The following is a 20,515-nucleotide window of genomic DNA, read 5'->3' as shown; positions in this document are numbered from 1 at the left end:
GAAGTCAGTACTGGCTCTTGAGGTCGTCGGCGAGGCGGCGGGCCGCTTCGGTCTCGATGGGGCCGCGTGGTTCGATCTCCTCGCCGGCGAGGCGCGCGGCCATGAGTCGGATCATCGCGAATTTGATCATTGCTTCGGCGTGCGCGGTCTTGCGCTCGTAGTCCCGTGCCAACCGTCTGCACCGTCCCAGCCAGGAGGTTGGGCACAATGTCCGCTCGACCACCCATCTGCGGGGCAGCACCTGGAACCCTTTCACATCCGCGTTGCGCGGCACCGCGACGATCTCCAGGTTCTCGCGCTCGGCCGCCCAGCCGACCAGTCCCGCGTTCGGCCACGTTCACGTAGCCGCCGTCCACCCAGATCAGCCCGACCTGCGGAAACAGGCTCCGGATCCCGGCGAGAACCAGCTTCGCGCCCGCCCGGTCCTGCACCGAGGCCGAGTGCACGACCGCCCGCAGCACGAGCCCGCAGGTGTCTACGAGCAGATGCCGCTTGCGCCCCCGTACGCGCTTGCCCGCGTCGTAGCCGATGGCCTGACCGCTCTGATGACTACGGGCGGACTGCGAGTCCAGTACGGCCGCCGAAGGCTGCGGGTCCCGGCCGTCCGCCACTCGGACCCGCTCGCGCAGTGCGTCGTGGACCCGGTCCCAGGTGCCGTCCGCCGTCCAGGCGCGAAACCACCGGTAGGCCGCGTCCCACGGCGCGAGGTCGTGCGGCACCAGCCGCTACGCGCAGCCGCTGACCAGCACGTACAGCACGGTATCCACGATCAGCCGACGCGGGAACTTCAGCTGACGGCCGCCCCGGCGCGGGTCCCGCACCGGCAGCAGCGGCTCGATCACCGCCCACTGAGCATCCGTCAACGACGAGTCATAGGAGGCCTTGCACACGCAGACACACATGGCGGTGATCGTTGCGGACAGCTCGACGCGAAGATCACCGCCAGTGCGGCTACCGCGCACACCAAGGTGAGCACACCGGACTTGACTGTGCTTCTACGGAGCCGAGAAATGTTCATGGATGGACTCTGCCGTTCCCGGCGCACTCGGCGCATTGGGACCAACGCCTGCCTCGGCAGGGGGTTTTCCCTACGTTCCGCGAGAGTCAGGTCGCCTGGCTCCTCCGCAGACCAGCGAACTGCCACCTAGCACCACCTTCGCCCGGCTGACGATGATTTGGTGGAGTCATCGCGGATATCACTCGGTACGTCACTCGGACTCAGGTAACGTCCTGTTCTCTCCTATCCGCGGTGGTCCGACGGCCGTCGTGATCTCAACTCGGCGGAACCGCCCAGTGACCGAGGAGATTCTGTGCCGTGAACCCCAGCAGCCTGCGCGCGGCCGAGGTGTCGACCGGCGCCGCGCGACCCGGCAGCGGGCGCCGCAGCACGGTGGTGGGGTGATAGCGGCGCAGCAGTTCCTCCGTCGGGTACGGCACGATGATCTCGGGGGCGCAGAGGTGTACCGCGTGCGCCGTACGGCCGGGTACGTCCAAGGCCAGTAGCGCGGCCCTCGCTGCGTCATGGACCTCGAGGTACGTCCACAGGTCTCTTGCCCCCGCGGCCGGGTCGGCCGTGAGCCGGGCGGCATGGGCGTGCAGCCGTTCCTCGAATCCGCCCACGTACGGATAGCGCAGGCACACCACGCTCATTCCGTACCGCCGCGCCATCATCTGCGCTGTCAGCTCGTCGACCTGTTTGGACAGGCCGTAAGGGTCGGCAACCTGGGAGGCCATCGCCTCATCGACCGGCGCGTATGGCGGATGCGGATCCGCGACATCCGTCCAGGGCAGGCCCGTGACACCCCAGGAGCTTGCCACCGCCGCATGCCGGATCCCGGCCCGGCCGGCCTCCTCCAGGACGGTGAAGGTGGAGAGGCTGTTGCCCGCGAAGACCTCACATGCGGTGTTGCGCTCGGGAGTCGGGATCGCCGCCAGGTGGATGACCGCATCGGCGCCCTCCAGAGCAGCCCGCACGGTCTTCGCGTCGGCCGCGTCACCGGTCGCGACCAGGCGCGCCGCGAGATCCCCGGGATCATCGAGGACCAAGGCGTTCGCCTCGATCCCGCGCTCGGCGAGCAGCGCGAGGACCGCTCGCCCGATCCGCCCGGCGGCCCCGGTGACCATCGCTCTTTTGACCATCCGGTCACTCTCCTGCGTCGGTGCTTCTACTCGTAGGCGCGAACGGCGACGACGTGCGCCGCCGCCGCCCCGTTGGTGGCTTCGACGACGACCCGGATCGCCGATGTGGTGACCGGCTCCGCCAGCGTGTGCGTCTCGCGTCGCCGCCGATTCTGCGCCGCACGGGCGATGACGCGCCAGGAGCCGTCAGTATCCAGTGCCTCGACGCGGTAGTCGCGAAGGAGGGTGGGGAGGGTGTCGAAGGGCGTGCGGTGGTGGTGCAAGTTGATCAGGTCCTCGTTGACGTCGTCGTCGGCGATGACCTCGATCCGGCCCAGAGCGACCGGTTCGGGCCAGGCCAGCTCGAGCCAGGGGGAAGGGACGTCCGCCAGTGGTGCGGAGACCCACATGTGCGGTCCCGCGTACGGGCGGGCATAGCCGTCGGTGGCCTTGGCGGGGGAGTAGGCCGCGGTCTCTCCCGTACGGAGGCAGAAGGTGCGGCGCAGCAGACCTGTGTCCGTCCACTCGCGCAGCGGCTGCGGCGATTCGTCCGACGGGCGCAGCGGTACGCGCGTGAAGCACAGGACGCCGGGGGTCGGGCGGTCGGAGCGGTGCAGAGCGAGGGCGTCGTTGGCGCGGACTACCAGGAAGGCGTTGCGCGGGGTTTCGGGAGACCAGTCCAGGCCCGTCTTGAGCCACTGCCGGGCACCGGCGGCGACGGGCAGGGTGGTGGAGGTGACGAGGCGGCGCGGGACGTAGTTCTGGCCGAGTTCGGGGTCGTACAGATCGATCACGATCTCGGTGTCGCGGTCGGCGTCGACGAGCAGTTCCACGCCGGAGAGGTCCGGGTCCGCGGGGAGGACGAGTCCGGCGTCCGCCGCGAGCGGCCATAGCTCGTCGGAGTCCTCGACTGCCAAGCCGCTCAAGGTGGATGAGGCGGTGGCCCTCGCCCGCAGGGCCAGGTCCTCCGGGTCCGTCGAGGCGAGGCCGATGAGCGAGGCATCCTGGCGCAGCAGCGCCCGGTGCAGCTCGGGTACGGGGAGTTCGCGCGGGGTGACATCTCCGGTGGCGCAGAGTGCCGCCGCCGTGCCGGCCGCCTGTCCGATCGTGGCGCAGGTCGCCATGACGCGGGTCGAGCCGAAGGCGACGTGGCTGGCGGAGATGTTGCGTCCGGCGAAGAGCAGGTTCGTCGTGTTCACCGAGTACAGGCTGCGGTAGGGGATGTGGTAGATCCCGTCCGCGTAGCGCTGCTTGGCGCCGCCCTCGTCGGCGTACATGCCCTTGGGCGGATGCAGGTCGATGGACCAGCCGCCGAACGCGACCCGGTCGTCGAACTCGGTCTGGCCGAGGATGTCGCCCTGGTGCAGGACGTAGTCGCCGAGGAAGCGTCGGTACTCGCGCTTGCCGGGCACCGAACCCACCCACTCCAGCGTCATGTTCGCCGCGTCGAACTCGCCGGAGTTCTTGATGTGGTCCCAGACGCCGTGGATCACCGCCCACAGCTCGTCACGGATGCGTTCGTTGTCGTGGACGGTGTCGAGCTCGCCGCCGAACTCGATCCACCAGTACGCGCAGCCGTTGTCACCGGACTTGATGACGCGGCGCTGCGGGATGGAGGTCCGGGTGATGTCCTTGGCGAAGTCCGGCGGCACGAACTTGACCGGATGGCCGGCGTCCTTCGTGTAGAAGAGGAGAGTCGATCCCAGGGTGATGTCGTCGGCCGCCTCCGGAGCCCATGACTCGCCGTACTCGGCGTGGGATTCCCGGCCGATGCGGTGGTGGGCGCCCGCAAGGTGGCCGATCAGGCCGTCCCCCGTGCAGTCGAGGAAGAGGGGGCTCTCGAAGCGTATCCGCCGCTCCGAGCCCATCATCCAACCGGTGACCGAGGTGATTCGCCGGGCCTCGTCCGGACCTTCGGCGTCGACCTCGCGCACGTCGGTGTTGAGATAGAGCGTGATGCCGGGCTCGGCGCGCACGGCGTCCAGGACCACGGCATCCCAGTAGTAGGGGTTCCCGTCCGGGTTGCGGAACTGGTTCTCCACGAGCAGCTCGCCCATGATGCCGCCCTCACGGGCATGGTGATTCTTGCCGTGGCCGGTCGCGCCGCACACCCAGACCCGGACCTCGCTGCTCGCGTTGCCGCCGAGCACCGGCCGGTTGTTGACGAGTGCCACGGTACGGCCCAGCCGGGCGGCGGCGATCGCCGCGCAGACCCCGGCCAGGCCGCCGCCGACGACGGTGATGTCGTGCCGTGCGGTTTCGTTCCTCATGTCGAACGTCACTTACTTCCAGTCGGGATTGGTGGCGAGGCCGTAGTAGATGCGCGGGGCACCGTCGAGGGTGAGGGTGACCTTGCCGTCGGAGGCTTTCAGGGAGCGTTCCTGGCCGATGCAGTTCAGCTCCCGCACCGTGCCGTCGACCGTCCCCGCGTGGGCCACGACCGGGGTCCTGGTCGTCCAGGTGTCGACCCAGGGCTCGGGCGACGCGAACCAGGGGTCCTCGCCGTGCTCGGAGTTGAGGACGTATCCGTCCTTGCGGCTCCAGATGACCGAGACCGGTCCGCCGGGAGTGGTGAAGAGGAGTCCCTTGATGTCCTGGTCGGCGAAGGCGAGATGCCGGACGAACTCGGCCTCGTCCAAGACCCGGGCGGCGGTCGCGTAGGCGAGGAGCGAGGGCTTGGCGCTGGTGTCGCGGTTCATCAGGCCGTAGTGGTACTCGGGGTTGGCGGGGTCGGCCTCCTGCGGGTGGTAGAGCACCGAGTCGTGCAGCTGGTACCAGTTGACGGCGCGTACGTTCTCGGACTTGGCGAGCGCGAGCGTGAGCAGTGTGTTCTCGGCGGCGTGCCGGTAGGTGTCGCTCCACCACGTGTTGGGCCGGGTCGGTGCGTACGCCTCGGTCAGCCACAGCTCCTTGTCGCCGCCGTACTCCTGAAGGACCTGGTTCGCCTTGCGCAGCGCGCCGAGGAAGTTCCAGTACGAGCCGGACGGTCCCTGCGTCCACTCCTCGGGCGGCGGCGCGAAATCGGGCGTGAAGTTGCCGCGACCGGGGTGGAAGGCGAAGGCGTCGATGAGGTCCCAGCCGCCCGCGGCACGGAAGTTCTCGGTCCATACGTAGTCCATGCCGCCGAGGCCGGCGTTCATGACCTTCATCCGCGAGCCCGCCGCGTCGAGGCGCGTGGTGACCTGGCGCAGACCGTCCCGGACGTAGGCGTCGGCGCCGCGGCCCGACATCCAGGGCTGGTTGACCTCGTTGCTCACCTCGAAGTACGCGGCCTCGGCGGCCAGGGCCTTGGCGACATTCGTGTCGGCCCAGGCCGCGATCTGCTCCGGGCTGCCGCCCACGGGGATGCCGCTCAGCTCCACGTTGTGCCCGATGCCGTTCGCGTCCAGGGTCGCGGTGTCGATGCCCGGGGCGCCTGCGTAGGCGATGCGGATCCACTTGATGCCGAGCGTCCTGACCAGCCCCAGTACGGCGTCCTTGTCGGGTTCGAGCAGCCAGGGGTAGTTGGCGAGGCCGAACATCGACTCCTTGCCCGCCTTGTACGCGAACTCCGGGAGCACGCTCAGATTCGTGCGGGCCAGCGCCCGGTCGTTGCCGCTGACCACCTCCACCCCGGTGAACACGATGTTCTGCGAGGGCGCGGTCAGAGCGAAGGAGGCGTTCCAGGCCGCGCCCGCCGCGAGACTCCTGCGGAGCGTCCCCCCGGCGATCCTTCTGCCGCCGAAGTCCCGCGCCCACCAGGTGAGCGTCACCTTCCTGGCCGTGGCGGAGCCGTTGACGACCTGCGCCTTCAGCGTCATCGTCTGCCCGGCCGCCTTGTAGAGGTTGAACGGCTGGTCGGTCCACACCTCCACGCCGAGCGGGCGCTCGGCGGCGAGCGTTCCCGCCCCGCGCGGCCGTAGATCGCCCAGAACCAGATCGGCCTCGGTGACCGCGGTGCCCGCGCCGGTCGAGGTGCCGGGGGAATGGACCCATGTGGCGTTCGTGTTCGCGGGGTTGGTGGACGGGAGGCAGAAGAAGCCCTTCGACCCGGCCCACGTCTCCACGTACGCGCCGCCCGCGTTCACCTCGTACGGAATGCCGCCCCGGGGGTCCTTCTCCCAGACGGTCAGGGCTTCGTACGACTCCGCCGCGCTCGCTCCGTACACCGTGCGGGAGAACATGAAGCCGGCCGGTGTGAGCGTGCCGGAGCCGCCGACCTCCCACTTCATGTGTGCCTTGCGGGAGGTGACGTCGAAGGTGCCGCGCACCGTGACTCCGGACGCGCTGCTCCCCATCGTGTACGTGACCTGAATCGCGGGCCGCCCGTCCGGGAGCGTGATCCGGGCGGGGGTGCCGCCGAAGGTGCGCTGCTGGCCGAGCGAGGTGTCCTTGATCATGAAGTGGCTGAGCAGGATGCGGTCGGTGCCCGCACCGTCCCGCACGAGGACGCTGCCGTCGCCACGGCCGACCAGGGTGATGCCGTCGGCCTCGATGGTGACCGGGTCCGCGGCGTACGCGGGAACGGCGGGCAACAGTGCGGCGCCGGTGGCGACGGCCGTGCCCTGGATGAATCTGCGCCGGGCGACTGACATGGAGGTGCCCTTCTCTTGGTCTGGGTGTTCCGGATGCTCCGGAGATTTCGGAGCGGAAGGTGCGGTGGGGGAGCCGGGGCTCGGCCGCCGTCTCCGGCGGAAGTCAGCCCTTGACCCCGGTGAAGCCGAGCCCGGCGACGATGTACTTCTGGCAGACGACGAAGACGAGCACCGGCGGGGCGACGGCGAGCACCATCGTGGCGATCAGCTGGTCCTGCGGGGCCTGCGTGGCGAGCTGGGACAGCGCGACGCTGATCGGCTGCCGCTCGGGGTCGGTGATGGCCACCAGCGGCCAGATGAAGTCCTTCCAGGAGTGCATCACCGCGAGCAGGCTGATCACGGCGAGCACCGGCTTGCTCATGGGCAGCACGATCTTGGTGAGCAGTTGCCGGGTACTTGCCCCGTCGACCCGCGCCGCGTCGAACAGCTCCTTCGGGAGGGCATCGAAGAACTGCTTGGCGAGCAGCACCGTGAAGGCGTTCGTGCCGGCCGGCAGCCAGATCGCCCAGTAGGTGTCGCCCAGGTTGAGGTGGAGGAACGGTACATCGATCATGGTCATGAAGAGGCTGACCATGTTCACCGTGTACGGCACGAACATCGTGGCGAGGATCGCCCCGTAGACGACCTTGCCGAACTTCGGCCTGAGCACCGAGAGCGCGAAGCCCGCCGTGGCCGAGACGAAGAGCTGCACGAACCACGATCCGCCGACCACCAGGAGGGTGTTCATCAGATAGCGGCCGACACTCAGATCGGTGTACGCCGTCGAGAAGTTGCCCAGAGCCGGCCGGTCCGGCCAGAGGGCCAGGGGCTGGGTCGTGAGCTCGGTGGGCGGGGAGACCGCGCCCTTGACCATCCAGTACAGCGGTCCGATGCCGATGAGCAGCAGCAGGATCAGGGTGAACACCTGGACGGAGCGCACTGCCGCGCGCACGCCGGGGCGTTGGCGGTCGTTGGTGGAGACGAAGGTGGTGAGCGTGGTCATGACGTGCTCCAGCTGCGGGTGGCCCGCAGATAGACCGCGGAGAGCAGGGCGAGGGCGAGCACCATCAGGAAGGAGAGCGCGGCGGCCTGGCCGTACTCGCCGTCCTGGAAGGCGTACCGGAAGATCAGCAGCAGGACCGTGAGGGTGGAGTTCTCGGGCCCGCCGCCGGTGAAGACATACGGTTCGGTGAAGACCTGCACCGTGTTGATCAGCTGGACCAGCAGCAACAGCCCGATGACGGAACGGAGCTGAGGCAGCATCACATGCCAGATGCGCCGCCAGATCCCGGCACCGTCCATCTCGGCGGCCTCATAGAGTTCGCCGGGGATGCCGACCATCGCCGCGAGGTAGATCAGAACGGCACCGCCCATGCCCGCCCAGGTGGCCTCCAGGACCAGCGAGAGCATGGCGCTGTCGGAGGACTCCAGCCACGAGTACGGGCCGAGCCCGATCTTGCCGAGGGCGTTGTTGAAGAGCCCGCTCCCGGGATCGTAGAACCACTTCCAGAGCAGGATCGCCACGACCGGCGGGATGACCACCGGCAGATACACCAGGAAGCGGTAGACGCCCGCGCCGCGCCGCACCGTCGACATGATCGCGGCCAGGACCAGCGGCGCCGGGAACCCGATCAGCAGGCCGAGGGCCACGAAGAACAGGGTGTTCCCGACGGCGGTCCCCAGCAGCGGATCGTCGAACAGGGCACGGAAGTTGTCCAGGCCGATCCAGACCGCGGGCTCGACGAGGTTGGTCTTCTGGAAGCTGAGCAGCAGGCTGCGCGCGATCGGCCACCAGGCGAAGAGCCCGAAGATCAGCAGTGCGGGGACGAGGAACAGCCAGGCGGTGAACTGTTTGCGGGCGCCGGTGCCACGCTGCCGAGGCAGGGCGCGCGGCACGGGCTCCTTGGACACGGCGGCCGGGCGCCGCGACGGAGTGAGCAGAGCCACGGGCCGGCTACTTCTGGTCCGCGGCGAGCTTGGCATTGACGTCCTTCTCGGCCGCGGGCAGCAGGGCGTCAATGTCGGCGTCGCGCTTGGTGAGCACTGCCTGGACCACCGGGTCGAGCACGGTGTACAGCTTCTGTGCCTGGTACGGCGGCTCCGGCTTCAGCTTCAGTGTGGAGAGGCCGTCGATGTACGGCTTGAAGTGCTGAAGCTTCACATTGACGTACGGCTTGATCGCGGCATCGATCTCGGTCTGCCGCTTCCTGTCGAAGACCGGCAGCGTCGGCACGCCCACCGCGGACTTCGGGTCGGCGGACAGCGTCTTGGCCTGCTCGGCGGCGATGTCGGTGCTGTACTGCGGCTTGGCATAGGCGAACGTCAGCCACTCCACGGCCGCTGCCGCGTGCTTCTTGTCGGCGGACTTCGGAACCATGTAGATGTCGCCGCCGGTGAGCGTCGCGTCGCCGCCGGACTGCGGCATCGGGGCCACTCCGAAGGCGTCGGTGTTCTCCATGCCGAACTGCATCTTCGCCAGCCGGTACGTCCCCGGGCTGCCCATGAACATGCCGACCTGCCCGGCCGAGAACTGCTTGATCACGTCGTTCTGATTGTTGAGCAGGGTCTTGCCGAGCGAGTCGTCCTTCCAGCGCATGTCCTTGAGCAGCCGCAACGCCTGCTTCGTCGGCTCCGCGGTGAGCGTGGCGGTGTACTTGCCACCCTGCTCCTTCTGTAGCTCACCACCGAAGGCGTACGACAGCATCGTCAGCTGCCAGCCGCCCTGGTTGTCCTTGGATTCATGGACGAACCCCGCCTTGCCGGTCTTGTCGCTGATCTTCTTGGCGGCGGTACGGACCCCCGCCCAGGTGGTCGGCGGGCGGTCGGGGTCCAGGCCGGCCTTCTCGAAGAGCTCGCGGTTGTAGACCAGCCCCTGGGCGTACGGGTTCTGCGGTACGCCGTACACGTCGCCGGCGCTGTCGGTCAGCGGCTGGAGCACCTGGGGGTTGAACTCCTTGAAGTGCTCCCACTCCTTGAGCTGCCCGGTGATCGGCTGCACCTGCTTCTGCTGGATGAGCCGCTGCGGCTCGGTCAGCGGCACCTTGATGACGTCCTCGACATTGCCGCCGGACAGCTTCGCGGAGAACGTCAGCGGGTCGAAGACCGTGGTCGAACCCTTGACCTTGATGCCCGGGTTGGCCTTCTCGAAGTCGGCCACCTGCTTCTTGAACAGGGCGACCCCCGGCTTGTCGGTGGCCGGCGGCATGCCCTGCACCCGCAGTACGAGATCGCCGTCCCCGCCGGCGCTGCTCGGAGTGAGGGAGGAACAGCCCGCGAGGGTCGCGGTCAGCGCCATGCAGCCAAGTATGGCCGCACAGCGGGAGTTTCTGGGCATAACGGCTCCAAGAAGGGCAGGAGTGGGTTCGGTGCGGCGTTGTGCAGTGCTTTGGTCGTTGCGGTGGTGTGCGCCGCGGGTGGGTCAGTGGGCGGGTGCGGGGCCCGTCGAGGCGCGGGGGATCAGGCGGGAGCCGATCTCCACGATGGGGGAGGCGGCATCGGGACCCCGTCCGGTGCGGCCTGTTGTGTTCGCGATCGTCTCGATCAGGAGATCCCCCGCACGTGTGGCGATCTCTTCGGGGTCGATCCGGATCGTGGTGAGGCTGGGGGTGGAGACGGAGGCGAGCAGTGTGTCGTCGATGCCGATGACGCTGACGTCGCGCGGGACGCTCACACCGAGGTTGGCCATCTGGTGCAGCACGCCCAGGGCGACAACGTCGTTGTGGGCGATCACGGCCGTCGCCTCGTGGGCGGCGACGAGGGTGGCGGCGTGCACGCCCGTCTCGAACCGTGGTTCGTACGGCCCGAGCTCGGACAGGGAGAGGTCGAGCGCTTCGAAGGACTCCTGGATGGACTTGCCGCGGCTCAGCTCGGCGCGGGACGCGTTGATGAAGACGCAGCGCCGGTGGCCGTACGCCTTCAGCTGTTCGGCGGCCTGCGCGATGCCGGCGGCCAGTGAGATCCGGACCTCGGGGATGCCCGGTACGTGACGGTTCACCACCACCAGCGGCATCCGGCCCGCGAGTTCGTGGAGCCGGTCCTCGGTGAGGGTGGAAGCCCACAGGATCAGGCCGTCGACCCGCTTCGACACGGCCGCGATGGCCGCCATTTCGTCGGCTTCGCGCTCGTCGCTGTCGGCGACCAGAACCGTGTAGCCCAGGTGCCGGGCGCGGGCCTGCATCGCCTTGATGATCGGCGGGAAGAACGGGTTGGCGATGTCCGGGACGATCAGGCCGAGCGTACCGGTGCCGCTGCCGCGCAGTGAACGGGCCGCCGGGTTGGGGGAGTAGCCGAGCTCGGCCGCGGCGTCGAGGATGCGCTGCCGGGTCGTCGGCTGCACCTGGTCGGGTGCGGTGAACGCACGGGACACCGTCGACACCGAGACGCCCGCGGCGCTCGCCACCTCCCGGATCGTTACTGCCACGGGTGGGCCTCCTCGTCGTCCTGAGCCGGGGGATCCCGGTCCTCTCGCATCTGGATCCTGCGAATGCGGTTGATGTTTGCGAACGTTCCCGGTGCGTGTCAAGACATGTGTCAGGAGTATTTCGCCGAGGAAAACCTGCTGCATGCATGGGTCTTGCCTTGCGGCCGAACTGCTGCCAATGATGTGTTCTCAAGAACGGCACTGAAATTGCGGGAACGTTTTCATAGAGGAGTGGCATGAAGATCACCGGCCTGGAAGTGCTGACTCTCCCCGACCACGGAGACAGCATGATGCTGGTCGTGGTCGACACCGACGAGGGCATCCACGGTCTGGGCGAGGTCGGCATCAGGTCGCGTCAGCGAGCGGTCGCGGGTGGTCTCGACCACCTCGCGGAGCTGATCGCCGGCGAGGACCCACGGCGCATCGAGCACCTCTGGCAGGTGATGTTCCGGCGCGGGTTCTTCCCCGCCGACCGCATACTCGGAGCCGCCATCGCGGCGGTGGACGTGGCCCTCTGGGACATCCGCGGCAAGGCGCTCGGCGTACCGGTGCACGAACTCCTCGGCGGCCGGGTGCGTGATCACGTGCCCGCCTATGTGCATGTCGGTGACGGCTACGACGACCGCGCTCGGTTCCTGGACCGCTGCCGCGGCCTGGTCGCCGAGGGCTGGCGCCATCTGCGGTTCGCCTCGCCGCACGACGCCGACGGCACGCTCGACGCCCGCCGCTGCCTGCGTGACTCGGTCGGCCTCTTCCACGAGGTCCGGGACGCGGTCGGCGACGAGGTGGAGCTGATCCTCGACGTCCATACCCGCCTGGATCCGCCGGAGGCGCTGACCCTGTGCCGAGAGATCGAGGCGGCCCGCCCGTACTTCGTCGAGGACCCACTGCGCTGTGAGAACCCGGACAGCTATCGCATGCTGCGGGCCCGCACGGGTGTGCCGCTGGCCGCAGGTGAGCAGTACGGATCCAAATGGGAGTTCAGGACACTCATCGAGGACGACCTCATCGATTACGCGCGAGTGGACGTCGGGGTGGCCGCGGGTCTGACCGAGGCGAAGAAGATCGCGGCGATGTCGGAGGCCCACCACATCAAGCTCGCCACCCACAACCCGCTCGGCCCGGTCACCGCCGCCTCCTCGCTCCAACTCAACCTGGCCTGCCCCAATATGGCGATCCAGGAGCACCAGACCGACCCCGACCCGGCCATCGCCGCCCTCTTCACCGCGAGGCCGACGATCGTGCCGGGACGGGTGGAGCTGAGCGAACTGCCGGGCATCGGCGTCGACATCGACCGGGAGGCGGCACGCCGCTACCAGGCCACGGCGGCCGAGCGCCCGCACTTGCGCACGACGGACGGTGCGTTCACCAACTGGTAGCCGGGCCGGAGCCGGTCGGCCGCGCGGGCCCGAAGCCCGTGTCCGTACTGCGAGCACCATCTCCGAGCACGACCTCAGACTTCAGAAGCGAGGGTAATTCCGTGGTGTCATTCACACGAGCCGCGAGACCGGTCGAACTGGTCCTTGTCGGCACAGCGTTCATGGGTGTGCTGATCGGCGCTTCGGCGACGCCGGCCGGCAGTCAGGAACGCGAGAAGCTACAGGTGACGGCCGTGTCGTCGCGGCCCGGCATGGTGTCGGGAGACGACGCCCTGATACGTGTCGAGGTGCCCGCCTCCGTAGCGGCCGACGGAGTCCGGGTCGAGGTGGCGGGCCGGGACGTGACGTCGAGCTTCCGGCCCTCCGGCGACCATGCGTTGATGGGCGTGGTGAAGGAGCTGTCCAAGGGCGACAACACACTGACGGCCCGGGCTCCGGGCGCCGACGCCGGACAGCTGACCCTGAAGAACCACCCCATCACGGGGCCGATGTTCTCCGGGCCGCACGAGCAGCCGTTCGTCTGCGACACCGCCGAGTTCAAGACGGTGACCGGCGACACCCTCGGGCAGCCGCTCGACAAGGACTGCTCGGTCAGCACTCGCGTCGACTACATGTACCGCACCACGGCCGGCAAGTTCGTTCCGCTGCCCGACGAGAGCGCCCGCCCCGCAGACCTGGCCACGGCCACGACGAGCACGGGCAAGAAGGTGCCGTACATCGTCCGCGTCGAGACCGGCACCATCAACCGCGGCATCTACGAGACGGCCGTGCTGCACGATCCGCAGTCCGCCGCCCCCGACCCGCTGCAACGTGAGCCGGGCTGGAACGGGCGCCTCGTGTACGGCTTCGGCGGGGGCTGCAACGGTGGCTGGTACGTCCAGGGCCGAAACACCGTCGGTATCATGAACGACGCGTATCTGAGCAAGGGCTACGGCGTCGCCTCGTCCACGCTCAACGTGTTCGGCAACAACTGCAACGATGTGCTGGCGGCCGAGACCATGAGCATGGTCAAGGAACGCTTCGTGGAGACGTACGGCGAACCGGCCTTCACCATCGGAAACGGCTGCTCCGGCGGCTCGTACCAGACTCATCAGATCGCCGACAACTACCCGGGTCTGCTGGACGGCATCCTCTCCGGCTGCAGCTTTCCCGATGTCGGCTTCGGAACGATACAGACGCTCAGCGACGCCCAGCTCCTGAACCACTACTTCAAGGATGTCGCGCCGGACGCGTTCACCGAGGAGCAGCAGCGGGCGGTCTCCGGGTTCGGCAAGTGGGAGAGCATCGGCAGCCTGGCCCGCGCCGCCGGCCGCATCGACCCCACGGTGTACTGCCCGTCCCAGCTGCCCGCGGCACAGCGCTACAACCCCGGCACCAACCCGGACGGTGCCCGCTGTGATGTCTACAGCCACACCGTGAACGTCTACGGCGAGGTACCGGAGACCGGGAAGGCGCGCAGGCCGCTCGACAACACCGGTATCCAGTACGGACTTGAGGCCCTGAACAAGGGGACCATCGACATGGCCCAGTTCATCGACCTGAACCGGCGCATCGGCGGCCTCGACGACGACGCCAAGCCCGCCGCGGCGCGCACCGTCGCCGATCTCAAGGCGGTACGGCTCGCCTACCGCACGGGCCGCATGCTGAACGGCGGTGGTGGCCTTGCCGACGTCCCGATCATCGACTACCGCGACTACACCGACGACGCGGCCACCGGCGACATGCACATGCGTTTCCACTCCTTCTCCACCCGGGCGCGCCTGGACAAGGCCAACGGCACCCACGCCAACCAGATCATGCTCACCCGCTCCAGCGGGCACGGATTCACGCTTGCCGGGATGCTGTCTGACATGGACCAGTGGCTCACCGGCATCAAGGCGGACCCCGGCGACGAGACGCCCATCGAGAAGATCGTCCGCAACAAGCCGCAAGGTCTTACCGACGCCTGCTGGACCCGTGGCATCGGTGCGAAGAAGATCGAGGAGCCCCAGGTCGAGGGCATCGACAACACCGAGTGCAACACCCTCTACCCGGTGTGGACCTCGCCGCGGATGGTGGCCGGGGCCGATGTGGACAACGACATCGTCAAGTGCCGCAAGCGTCCCGTGGACCGATCGGACTACCGAGTGCCGGTCACCGAAGGCGAGTTGAAGGATCTTACGGCGATCTTCCGGGACGGTGTCTGCGACTGGTCCAAGCCCGGGGTGGGCCAGCAGGACCTCGCCGGTACATGGCTCTCCTTCGACCGGAAGTGACAGGATCGCGGCAGGTGAGCCAAAACGGGGGCAGGTTATTGAGTGCGCGTACGGGACGTGGGGCGTGGGCGCACGGCTGGTATGAACGCTACCGCCCCGTCGGCGGGGAGGCCGGCCTGCTCAGCGCCCGCGACCGCGAGGTGTGGGAGCGGGCCCAGGTCCTGGCCCAGCCCAAGCACCGGGCCCTGGCCCGGGTGCACGCCACAGGACTGCGGGCTCTCGCGGTGACCGGCGCCGGGCACAACCGCCGCCCCACCCCGGCCGCGGCCGTCCTGGTCGCCGACCACCTGCGACGCCTGCCGCACACGCTGGCCACCAAGAACGAACGCCTGGCCGCCGTCGAGACCCTGCTCGCCACGCACCTGCCCGCCCTGACCCCGCTGCCGGAGCCGGCCGGGCGGACAGCCGGCGCACTCTACAAGGCGCACTGACAGCTGACCTGCCCCGGCCACACGGCGAACGATGCCGTGAAGGCGCTGCGCGCCGCCGGAGTCCGGGCCGGGCTGCCTGCCCGGCCGCTTCACGAGATGCCGCTGTTCACCGACCATGGACTCGGCTCCCTCCTCCGACTGCCCCGGCTGCCGGTGCCTGCCCCGGACAGTTTCCCCGGCACCGCCCGGCTTCTTGACGCACTGGTGGAACTCGACACCCGGGACCTGTACGAACCGCTGCCCGACGGCGACCCCGACCCCTACGACCGCGCGCTCGCCACGGCAGCCGAGCACCTCACCGCCACACCGACCTCACCGGAAGGCGAACACTGATGGACTCGTTGTTCACGCCGTTACGGCTGCGGGATGTCGAGCTGCGTAACCGGCTCGGCCTGCCCGCCATGAGCACCTACCAAGCCGGGCCCGGGGGCCTTGCCAACGCCCGCTGGCACATCCCGAGCACGAGGGCCGGCCCGGCGTCCTGCTGGCCGATGGCACCGAACCGGGCCCGGTCTACTTCGACACCGGGAGCGGGCCGACGATGCACCGGAGCACCCGTTCGCACGCAAGGCCGTCGAGGAGACGTTCGCCGCCGAGTTCGAGTACCATCGGTACACCTGGTAGACCCCCGGCAACAGGAACGGTCCGCTCCCACGCATCGTGGGAGCGGACCGCCTCAACGACTACCCCTCTACGCGCCAGGACCGGCACACGCCCCGGTCAGCCGCACCAGATCCGCGGCGAAGCCCGGGTAGCTGGTCGCCACCGAATCCCAGCCGTCGGTCACAGTGGTCCCCACGGCCGCGCACGCTCCGGCGACCGTCGCCGTCATCGCGATGCGGTGGTCACCGTGCGAGTCCACCCGCGCCGGCCGCAGCCGCGCGGCCCCCTCGATGACCATGCCGTCGTCGGTCTCCCTCACCGGCACCCCGAACGCCCGCAGCATCCGCGTGGTGGAGGCAATCCGGTCCGACTCGCTTCGCGCGCAGTTCCCCAGCGCCGGAGATGATGGTGGTTCCCTCCGCGACGGCGGCCGCCATCGCGAGCACCGGGACCTCGTCCACGATGGCCGCGTAGGGGGCCTGCCAGGCCGGGCCGGTGGGGCGGGCTTCGGGACGGGTGATGCCGCCGGAGGTGCAGTCGATCAGGTCGGCGCCGTCGGCGGCGAGCAGCGGCACGAGACGGATGGTGTCCTTGAGGGTCCAGCCGCCATGGACGAAGTCCGTGACGGACAGGCGTACGGCGAGGGGCAGGGCGTCGGGCCATGCGGCCCGCGCGGCGCGGACAGTGGGGTTTCATGTCGATGACGGTGGTGGTGGCGGTGTGGCCGAGCCCTTCGCGGGCGGCGTTGGCGAGCAGGCCGGTGTCGCCGTCGGCGCGGTAGGCGTACAGGCCGCCGAGGTTCTTGGCGCGGGCGTACTCGGCCTTGGCCTTCACGGTGCGCGGGGTGTCCAGCGAGATGAACACGCCGTTGTCGGGGTTGTGGAGGAAGTCGGCGTCGGCGGCGGTGTCGGTGCAGAGGGTGAAGCCGCTTCGGCCCTTGCCTGCCTGCAGGTCAAGGTAGTTGCGCAGCACGTCCGCCAGCTCGCTCTTGCCCGACTCGAACGAGCCGACCGTGGTGTCCGCGCTCGGGTCGTAGGTGCCCTTCAGCGGGGAGGTCTGCTGGACCTTCGCCTGCCGGGCGTTACGGGTGTGGGTGGCGTAGGCGAGATGGATGACGCCCGGGGCGACCCTCTGCTCGTCGACCAGGTACGTCACCGCGGCGTCCGCACTGCGCGGCTCCTGCGTACCGGAGGCGTGGCGCAGTGGGGTGTGGTGGTCCAGGGCGGGGGCCCAGAGGGTGCCGAAGCTGTCGAAGGCGAGGAGGTCGATGCGCTGCGCGCCGGCGTCGATGAGCAGCGGGATGTTCATGGCCTTGATCTCGTCGGTGTCGGCGGGGGCGGTGATGGCGATGGTGGCCTGGGGGAGCTTCTGCTTGACCGCCTTGATGAGCTCGGCGTAGTTCTGGGTGTCCTCGGGCCCGTACTCGTTACTGGCTGCGCCTGCGGAGTTCGGGTACTGCCAGTCGAGGTGGACGGCGGTCAACATCGGGAAGGCCGTGAAGATCCGGGCGAGGGAATCGGCGAACCGCTCACGCGAGGCGGCGTCCTTGGCGATGTGGTGGAAGGCCTCGCTCATCTCCCAGCCGCCGATGTTGAGTCCGATTTTCAGGTTCGGGTTCTTCTTCTTCAGGCCGGCGACGGCACCGAGCAGGCCGTGGGCCTTGTCCTGGGTGAAGTTCGCGGCGGCGTCGTCGCCGAGGTAGCCGTCGAAGCCGTAGCCGATGTAGGCGAGGACGTCGCCCCAGCTGTCGGTGAAGGTGGCCTGGCCGCTGTCGGTGCCGAGCTTGAAGTCCTGGGCCGCGCGGTCGATCTGATCCTTCCGCTCGCCCTGGTCGCCGACGATGCCGACGCCGCCGATGACGAGCTCGTCGAAGGCACCGGCCGGGATACGGGCGATGTCCGCGCCCTGCCCGCCCTGGCTGAAGTCGCCGTCGAGTCGGGAGTCGTAGGCGGAGTCCGACGCGACGTAGCCGGAGAGGGCCAGACCGTTGCCGCCCTGGTAGGTGTTGAAGACCGTCTTCGCCGCCCGGCGCGGGGTGTAGGACAGCCTGCTGTCCTCCCTCGAGGGGTCGAAGCCGTTCTCCTGGTAGGTCTTCTCGGCCGCGCCCTTGCCCAGTACCTCGCCGTTGACCTCGATACCCGGGTCGGAGGCATTGACCAGCTCACTCATGACGAAATCCTCATACTCTCGGCTGCACACGATGCGGACGTCGGCCGCCGGGCACCGGGCAGACCGCGACAGGGGCAGCCGGGCCGGGGGAATATGTGCCCGGATCCGTTCCGCTCGCGTGATGGTCTGCCGGACCGCCGAGCGACGTGTTCCAGGCATCGTCGATGACGAAACATCAGCGTTTCGGCCCGAAGTTCGATCTTCACTCGAAAGAACGACTCTCCGGTACCGCCCGGGCAAGTCGCTCAACCGGCCAAGTGAAGTGCTAAGTCACACCCAGGTGTGGTCGGGTAGCCGGAGATCAGCAGTGGTTTGCGGCTACCCGACCAGTGGTCCGGGGCTCGCTGGCGTATCGCGGGGTGGTCACGCGCGGGACGTCGTGTCTGACGCCGAGCGAGAGGTCGGCACCCTGCCGTCAGGCTGCGCGGCCGCGAGCGCCTGGTCGACGAAGTCCCGCACGAGCGCCGACGCCTCGGCGACCGTGATGTCCTTCGTCCACGTGTCCTCGTGCCACCAGCAGGACAGCTCGAAGCGGTACGTGCCGTGGACGAGTTCCACCCGCTCGATCCACGGCTCGTGCCTGCAGCGGCGGGTATGGACGGTGTGGCGCTCGGTTGCCTCCACGTGCATCCGGGCGAGGGCAGCGTGGTAGCGGGCGGGCAGGGTGCGCCGGTCCAGGCAGCTGCGGCATTCCAGCAGGTGCAATGCGGCGCCCTCCTTGTCCTGCAGGAAGGAATGCGCGGTACTCTTTCCCTCGTAGGTGTTGCAGCTGTCGCACAGCGGGCCGCGGATGTAGCCGTGATCGTGGCAGTGATCCCAGGCCGCCGCCCGAGATTCCGCGCACAGGCGGCACAGGTAGCCGTCGGCGCGGGTGCTGCGTGTGCGGGCCGACTCGTACAGCACGCCTCGCAGGTGCCCGGTGTACCGCTGGAAGGCCGCTCCCGCACACGGCGGGCACAAGGTGACGTACCCGAGCGGGCTCGGTGCGCGCCAGGCGCCCCAGCGTGGGCCCTGGGCGCGGCAGCGGCTGCAGATCCGGGCCCGGGCGAGCAAGCTTTCCGTCACCTGTTCCCAGCGGTCCAGAAGTTCGACGTAGGCCCTGGGCAGGAACAGATTCCCGCCGCGGTGGGTCATCAGCTCCAGCGGCCGGGTGTTGGCGACGTTCTGCCGATCTCCGGCGCAGACCGTGGTGAACTCCTCCCAGGTCAGCTCGCCGGGCAGCCCGTCGGCCCCGATCCGCCGCCAGCTGTCGTCCCGCTCTTCGTAGTGCCGCTCCTTCTGGTGCTTGACGCGGGCGTGCCGGTACATCCGGTAGGCGATCCTCCTCCGCCAGTCGGCCCCGCCCCATTCCTCCGGGTCTCGCTCATCGTGGTCGCGGTAGGGAGGCAAGTGGATCTCGACGACATCGTCGGGGTCCAGGCGAAGGTCGGCGAACACCTGGGCAGCGCGGCGGATGTCGCGTTCGTCGTACCTCCACTTCGACTTGTTCTTGTAGCAGCGGATCGCGACATCACCGATGACGACGTGGCCGTGCTGGCGTACCCGCGTCATCCGCACAAGGTCGTCCGGATCGAGTGGGATCGCGGAGCCGGCGGAAATCTCCGCGAAGTATGTGCGGGCGAGCTGGGGGCTGATCGGAGTCATGCCCGGATGGTGACAGCGGGGTCTGACAGCCTCCACCGTCCACTCGGATGCGTGAACGAGTGACCGTGTGGCCGTGCGAGTGCGGGTCTGCTTTCCCGATTCCCGTCGGCTTGACACGGGCCAGAATTTCTACGGCGGGGCACTCCCGCTCAGGCGGTCGGTTCAGGCGAAGTCGTCGGGCGGCTGCTCCTGCCTGCCTACGATGCTCTCGTGCGGAACACGAAGGCGTTCAAGGAAGCCGTTGCCCAGACGCTCGCGGAGCTGGCCCACCGAGGGGTGACGCTCGCGCCGTCGACCGTTGAGGACACCATCGAGAAGAACATCAACACTGTGGCCGACCGGCTCGGGATCCAGGTGCGCTCCGCCTGGCGGTACTTCGACGCCTCCGTCACGGCAGATCGCCTAGCGCAAAGCCTGGCCTCCTTCGAGGAGAGCAGCAACGAGAAGGGCGCCGGGCAGCCTCCGATGCCGCCGATCGGGAATCCGGAGCTCGCCCTGGTCCTCGCCGGGGTGCCCGACTCGCTGGCCCAGACCGGCGGCGACCTGTACGCGGTCATCGTCAACGTGGCTGTCAACGCCTGGATGGCCGGCCACATCCACGGCGAGGACGGCTGTGCCGGATGCGACGACAGCCGAGGCCCGGCCGGACACGACTGGGAAGCCCGGATGCACACCATCACAGAGATGCAGCCGAACATCACCAAGTGGTTCGACCGCGACGTGTGGACCGCCGCCGTCAACGACGCGGGTTTCACCGTCACTCGACGCTGACCTGCCCTTGCTGACCTACCCTTCAGGTCTCGTCGAAGCCGTGGTCGAAGCCCTTGAGGACGGAGTCCAGTTCCGCGGTTATGTAGCTTTCTTTGCTTGTTGTTGACTCGACCCCTGGTGAACACGATGACGCAGGCCAGCACCCACGAACGACGGGCGCTGGCCTGCAACA

At 68.8% G+C, this 20,515-nt stretch carries 15 protein-coding genes and 1 pseudogene; 5 read left to right on the top strand and 11 right to left on the bottom strand.

Annotated features, from left to right (window positions below; genetic code table 11):
* Positions 1-4: 4 nt before the first annotated feature.
* From ACFYY6_RS35140 to ACFYY6_RS35105, 8 genes and pseudogenes are all read right to left on the bottom strand, one after another.
* Positions 5-902, bottom strand: a pseudogene (locus tag ACFYY6_RS35140) (IS5 family transposase).
* Positions 903-1,272: 370 nt separating this feature from the next.
* The gene (locus ACFYY6_RS35135; protein WP_388653483.1) at positions 1,273-2,139 is read right to left on the bottom strand and encodes an NAD-dependent epimerase/dehydratase family protein; all 867 of its coding nucleotides are present in this window, start codon (positions 2,137-2,139) and stop codon (positions 1,273-1,275) included.
* 26 nt (positions 2,140-2,165) lie between these two features.
* Positions 2,166-4,388 (bottom strand): FAD-dependent oxidoreductase, encoded by a 2,223-nt coding sequence (locus ACFYY6_RS35130; RefSeq protein ID WP_388653486.1) that lies wholly within the window; start codon positions 4,386-4,388, stop codon positions 2,166-2,168.
* Positions 4,389-4,400: 12 nt separating this feature from the next.
* Positions 4,401-6,692, bottom strand: coding sequence for a hypothetical protein (locus ACFYY6_RS35125; protein WP_388653489.1), 2,292 nt, complete (start codon positions 6,690-6,692; stop codon positions 4,401-4,403).
* A gap of 103 nt (positions 6,693-6,795) precedes the next feature.
* The gene (locus ACFYY6_RS35120) at positions 6,796-7,674 is read right to left on the bottom strand and encodes a carbohydrate ABC transporter permease (RefSeq protein WP_073791207.1); all 879 of its coding nucleotides are present in this window, start codon (positions 7,672-7,674) and stop codon (positions 6,796-6,798) included.
* Positions 7,671-8,654, bottom strand: coding sequence for a carbohydrate ABC transporter permease (locus ACFYY6_RS35115; protein WP_199883382.1), 984 nt, complete (start codon positions 8,652-8,654; stop codon positions 7,671-7,673). The genes ACFYY6_RS35120 and ACFYY6_RS35115 overlap by 4 nt, the downstream gene beginning before the upstream one ends.
* Positions 8,626-9,966: an ABC transporter substrate-binding protein gene (locus tag ACFYY6_RS35110; RefSeq protein ID WP_388653492.1), complete on the bottom strand. Its 1,341-nt coding sequence runs from the start codon at positions 9,964-9,966 to the stop codon at positions 8,626-8,628. Before ACFYY6_RS35110 ends, ACFYY6_RS35115 begins: the two co-directional genes overlap by 29 nt.
* A 123-nt stretch (positions 9,967-10,089) precedes the next feature.
* Positions 10,090-11,091, bottom strand: a complete 1,002-nt coding sequence (locus ACFYY6_RS35105; RefSeq protein WP_073791210.1) for a LacI family DNA-binding transcriptional regulator — start codon at positions 11,089-11,091, stop codon at positions 10,090-10,092.
* Positions 11,092-11,327: 236 nt separating this feature from the next.
* Between ACFYY6_RS35105 and ACFYY6_RS35100 the strand changes: the two genes are divergently transcribed.
* The 4 genes from ACFYY6_RS35100 to ACFYY6_RS35085 all read left to right on the top strand — a co-directional run bounded on the left by ACFYY6_RS35100 (position 11,328) and on the right by ACFYY6_RS35085 (position 15,489).
* Positions 11,328-12,470 carry a mandelate racemase/muconate lactonizing enzyme family protein gene (locus tag ACFYY6_RS35100; RefSeq protein ID WP_388653495.1) on the top strand — a complete coding sequence of 381 codons (1,143 nt, stop codon included), beginning with the start codon at positions 11,328-11,330 and terminating at the stop codon, positions 12,468-12,470.
* A gap of 104 nt (positions 12,471-12,574) precedes the next feature.
* Positions 12,575-14,725: a DUF6351 family protein gene (locus ACFYY6_RS35095; protein ID WP_389197312.1), complete on the top strand. Its 2,151-nt coding sequence runs from the start codon at positions 12,575-12,577 to the stop codon at positions 14,723-14,725.
* Positions 14,726-14,763: 38 nt separating this feature from the next.
* Positions 14,764-15,156 carry a hypothetical protein gene (locus ACFYY6_RS35090; protein WP_388653501.1) on the top strand — a complete coding sequence of 131 codons (393 nt, stop codon included), beginning with the start codon at positions 14,764-14,766 and terminating at the stop codon, positions 15,154-15,156.
* Between the two features lie 36 nt (positions 15,157-15,192).
* Positions 15,193-15,489, top strand: a complete 297-nt coding sequence (locus ACFYY6_RS35085) for a hypothetical protein (protein WP_388653504.1) — start codon at positions 15,193-15,195, stop codon at positions 15,487-15,489.
* Positions 15,490-15,847: 358 nt separating this feature from the next.
* Here ACFYY6_RS35085 and ACFYY6_RS35080 read toward each other — a convergent pair whose 3' ends face one another.
* The 3 genes from ACFYY6_RS35080 to ACFYY6_RS35070 form a co-directional block, all read right to left on the bottom strand.
* On the bottom strand, positions 15,848-16,078 hold the full coding sequence (locus tag ACFYY6_RS35080; protein WP_388653506.1) for a hypothetical protein: 231 nt from the start codon (positions 16,076-16,078) through the stop codon (positions 15,848-15,850).
* Positions 16,075-17,928 carry a glycosyl hydrolase family 18 protein gene (locus ACFYY6_RS35075; RefSeq protein ID WP_389197310.1) on the bottom strand — a complete coding sequence of 618 codons (1,854 nt, stop codon included), beginning with the start codon at positions 17,926-17,928 and terminating at the stop codon, positions 16,075-16,077. Before ACFYY6_RS35075 ends, ACFYY6_RS35080 begins: the two co-directional genes overlap by 4 nt.
* A 363-nt stretch (positions 17,929-18,291) precedes the next feature.
* On the bottom strand, positions 18,292-19,572 hold the full coding sequence (locus ACFYY6_RS35070) for an endonuclease domain-containing protein (protein ID WP_389197308.1): 1,281 nt from the start codon (positions 19,570-19,572) through the stop codon (positions 18,292-18,294).
* 210 nt (positions 19,573-19,782) lie between these two features.
* Between ACFYY6_RS35070 and ACFYY6_RS35065 the strand changes: the two genes are divergently transcribed.
* A complete protein-coding gene (locus ACFYY6_RS35065; RefSeq protein WP_389197306.1) occupies positions 19,783-20,343 on the top strand; it encodes a hypothetical protein in 561 nt (186 codons plus the stop codon).
* Positions 20,344-20,515 lie beyond the last annotated feature (172 nt).

The sequence above is a fragment of the Streptomyces sp. NPDC001750 genome (assembly GCF_042892615.1).
Lineage (GTDB): Bacteria > Actinomycetota > Actinomycetes > Streptomycetales > Streptomycetaceae > Streptomyces.
The sequence above is the reverse complement of the archived record's forward strand: the minus strand, read 5'-3'. Positions and strand labels throughout refer to the sequence as shown.

Excerpts from the sequence above, each read along its gene's own strand:
- ACFYY6_RS35100 (WP_388653495.1), top strand. The coding sequence starts at position 11,328 with ATGAAGATCACCGGCCTGGAAGTGCTGACTCTCCCCGACCACGGAGAC.
- ACFYY6_RS35130 (WP_388653486.1), bottom strand. The coding sequence starts at position 4,388 with ATGAGGAACGAAACCGCACGGCACGACATCACCGTCGTCGGCGGCGGC.
- ACFYY6_RS35070 (WP_389197308.1), bottom strand. The coding sequence starts at position 19,572 with ATGACTCCGATCAGCCCCCAGCTCGCCCGCACATACTTCGCGGAGATT.
- ACFYY6_RS35120 (WP_073791207.1), bottom strand. The coding sequence starts at position 7,674 with ATGACCACGCTCACCACCTTCGTCTCCACCAACGACCGCCAACGCCCC.
- ACFYY6_RS35075 (WP_389197310.1), bottom strand. The coding sequence starts at position 17,928 with ATGAGTGAGCTGGTCAATGCCTCCGACCCGGGTATCGAGGTCAACGGC.
- ACFYY6_RS35135 (WP_388653483.1), bottom strand. The coding sequence starts at position 2,139 with ATGGTCAAAAGAGCGATGGTCACCGGGGCCGCCGGGCGGATCGGGCGA.
- ACFYY6_RS35115 (WP_199883382.1), bottom strand. The coding sequence starts at position 8,654 with ATGCCAAGCTCGCCGCGGACCAGAAGTAGCCGGCCCGTGGCTCTGCTC.
- ACFYY6_RS35125 (WP_388653489.1), bottom strand. The coding sequence starts at position 6,692 with ATGTCAGTCGCCCGGCGCAGATTCATCCAGGGCACGGCCGTCGCCACC.
- ACFYY6_RS35110 (WP_388653492.1), bottom strand. The coding sequence starts at position 9,966 with ATGGCGCTGACCGCGACCCTCGCGGGCTGTTCCTCCCTCACTCCGAGC.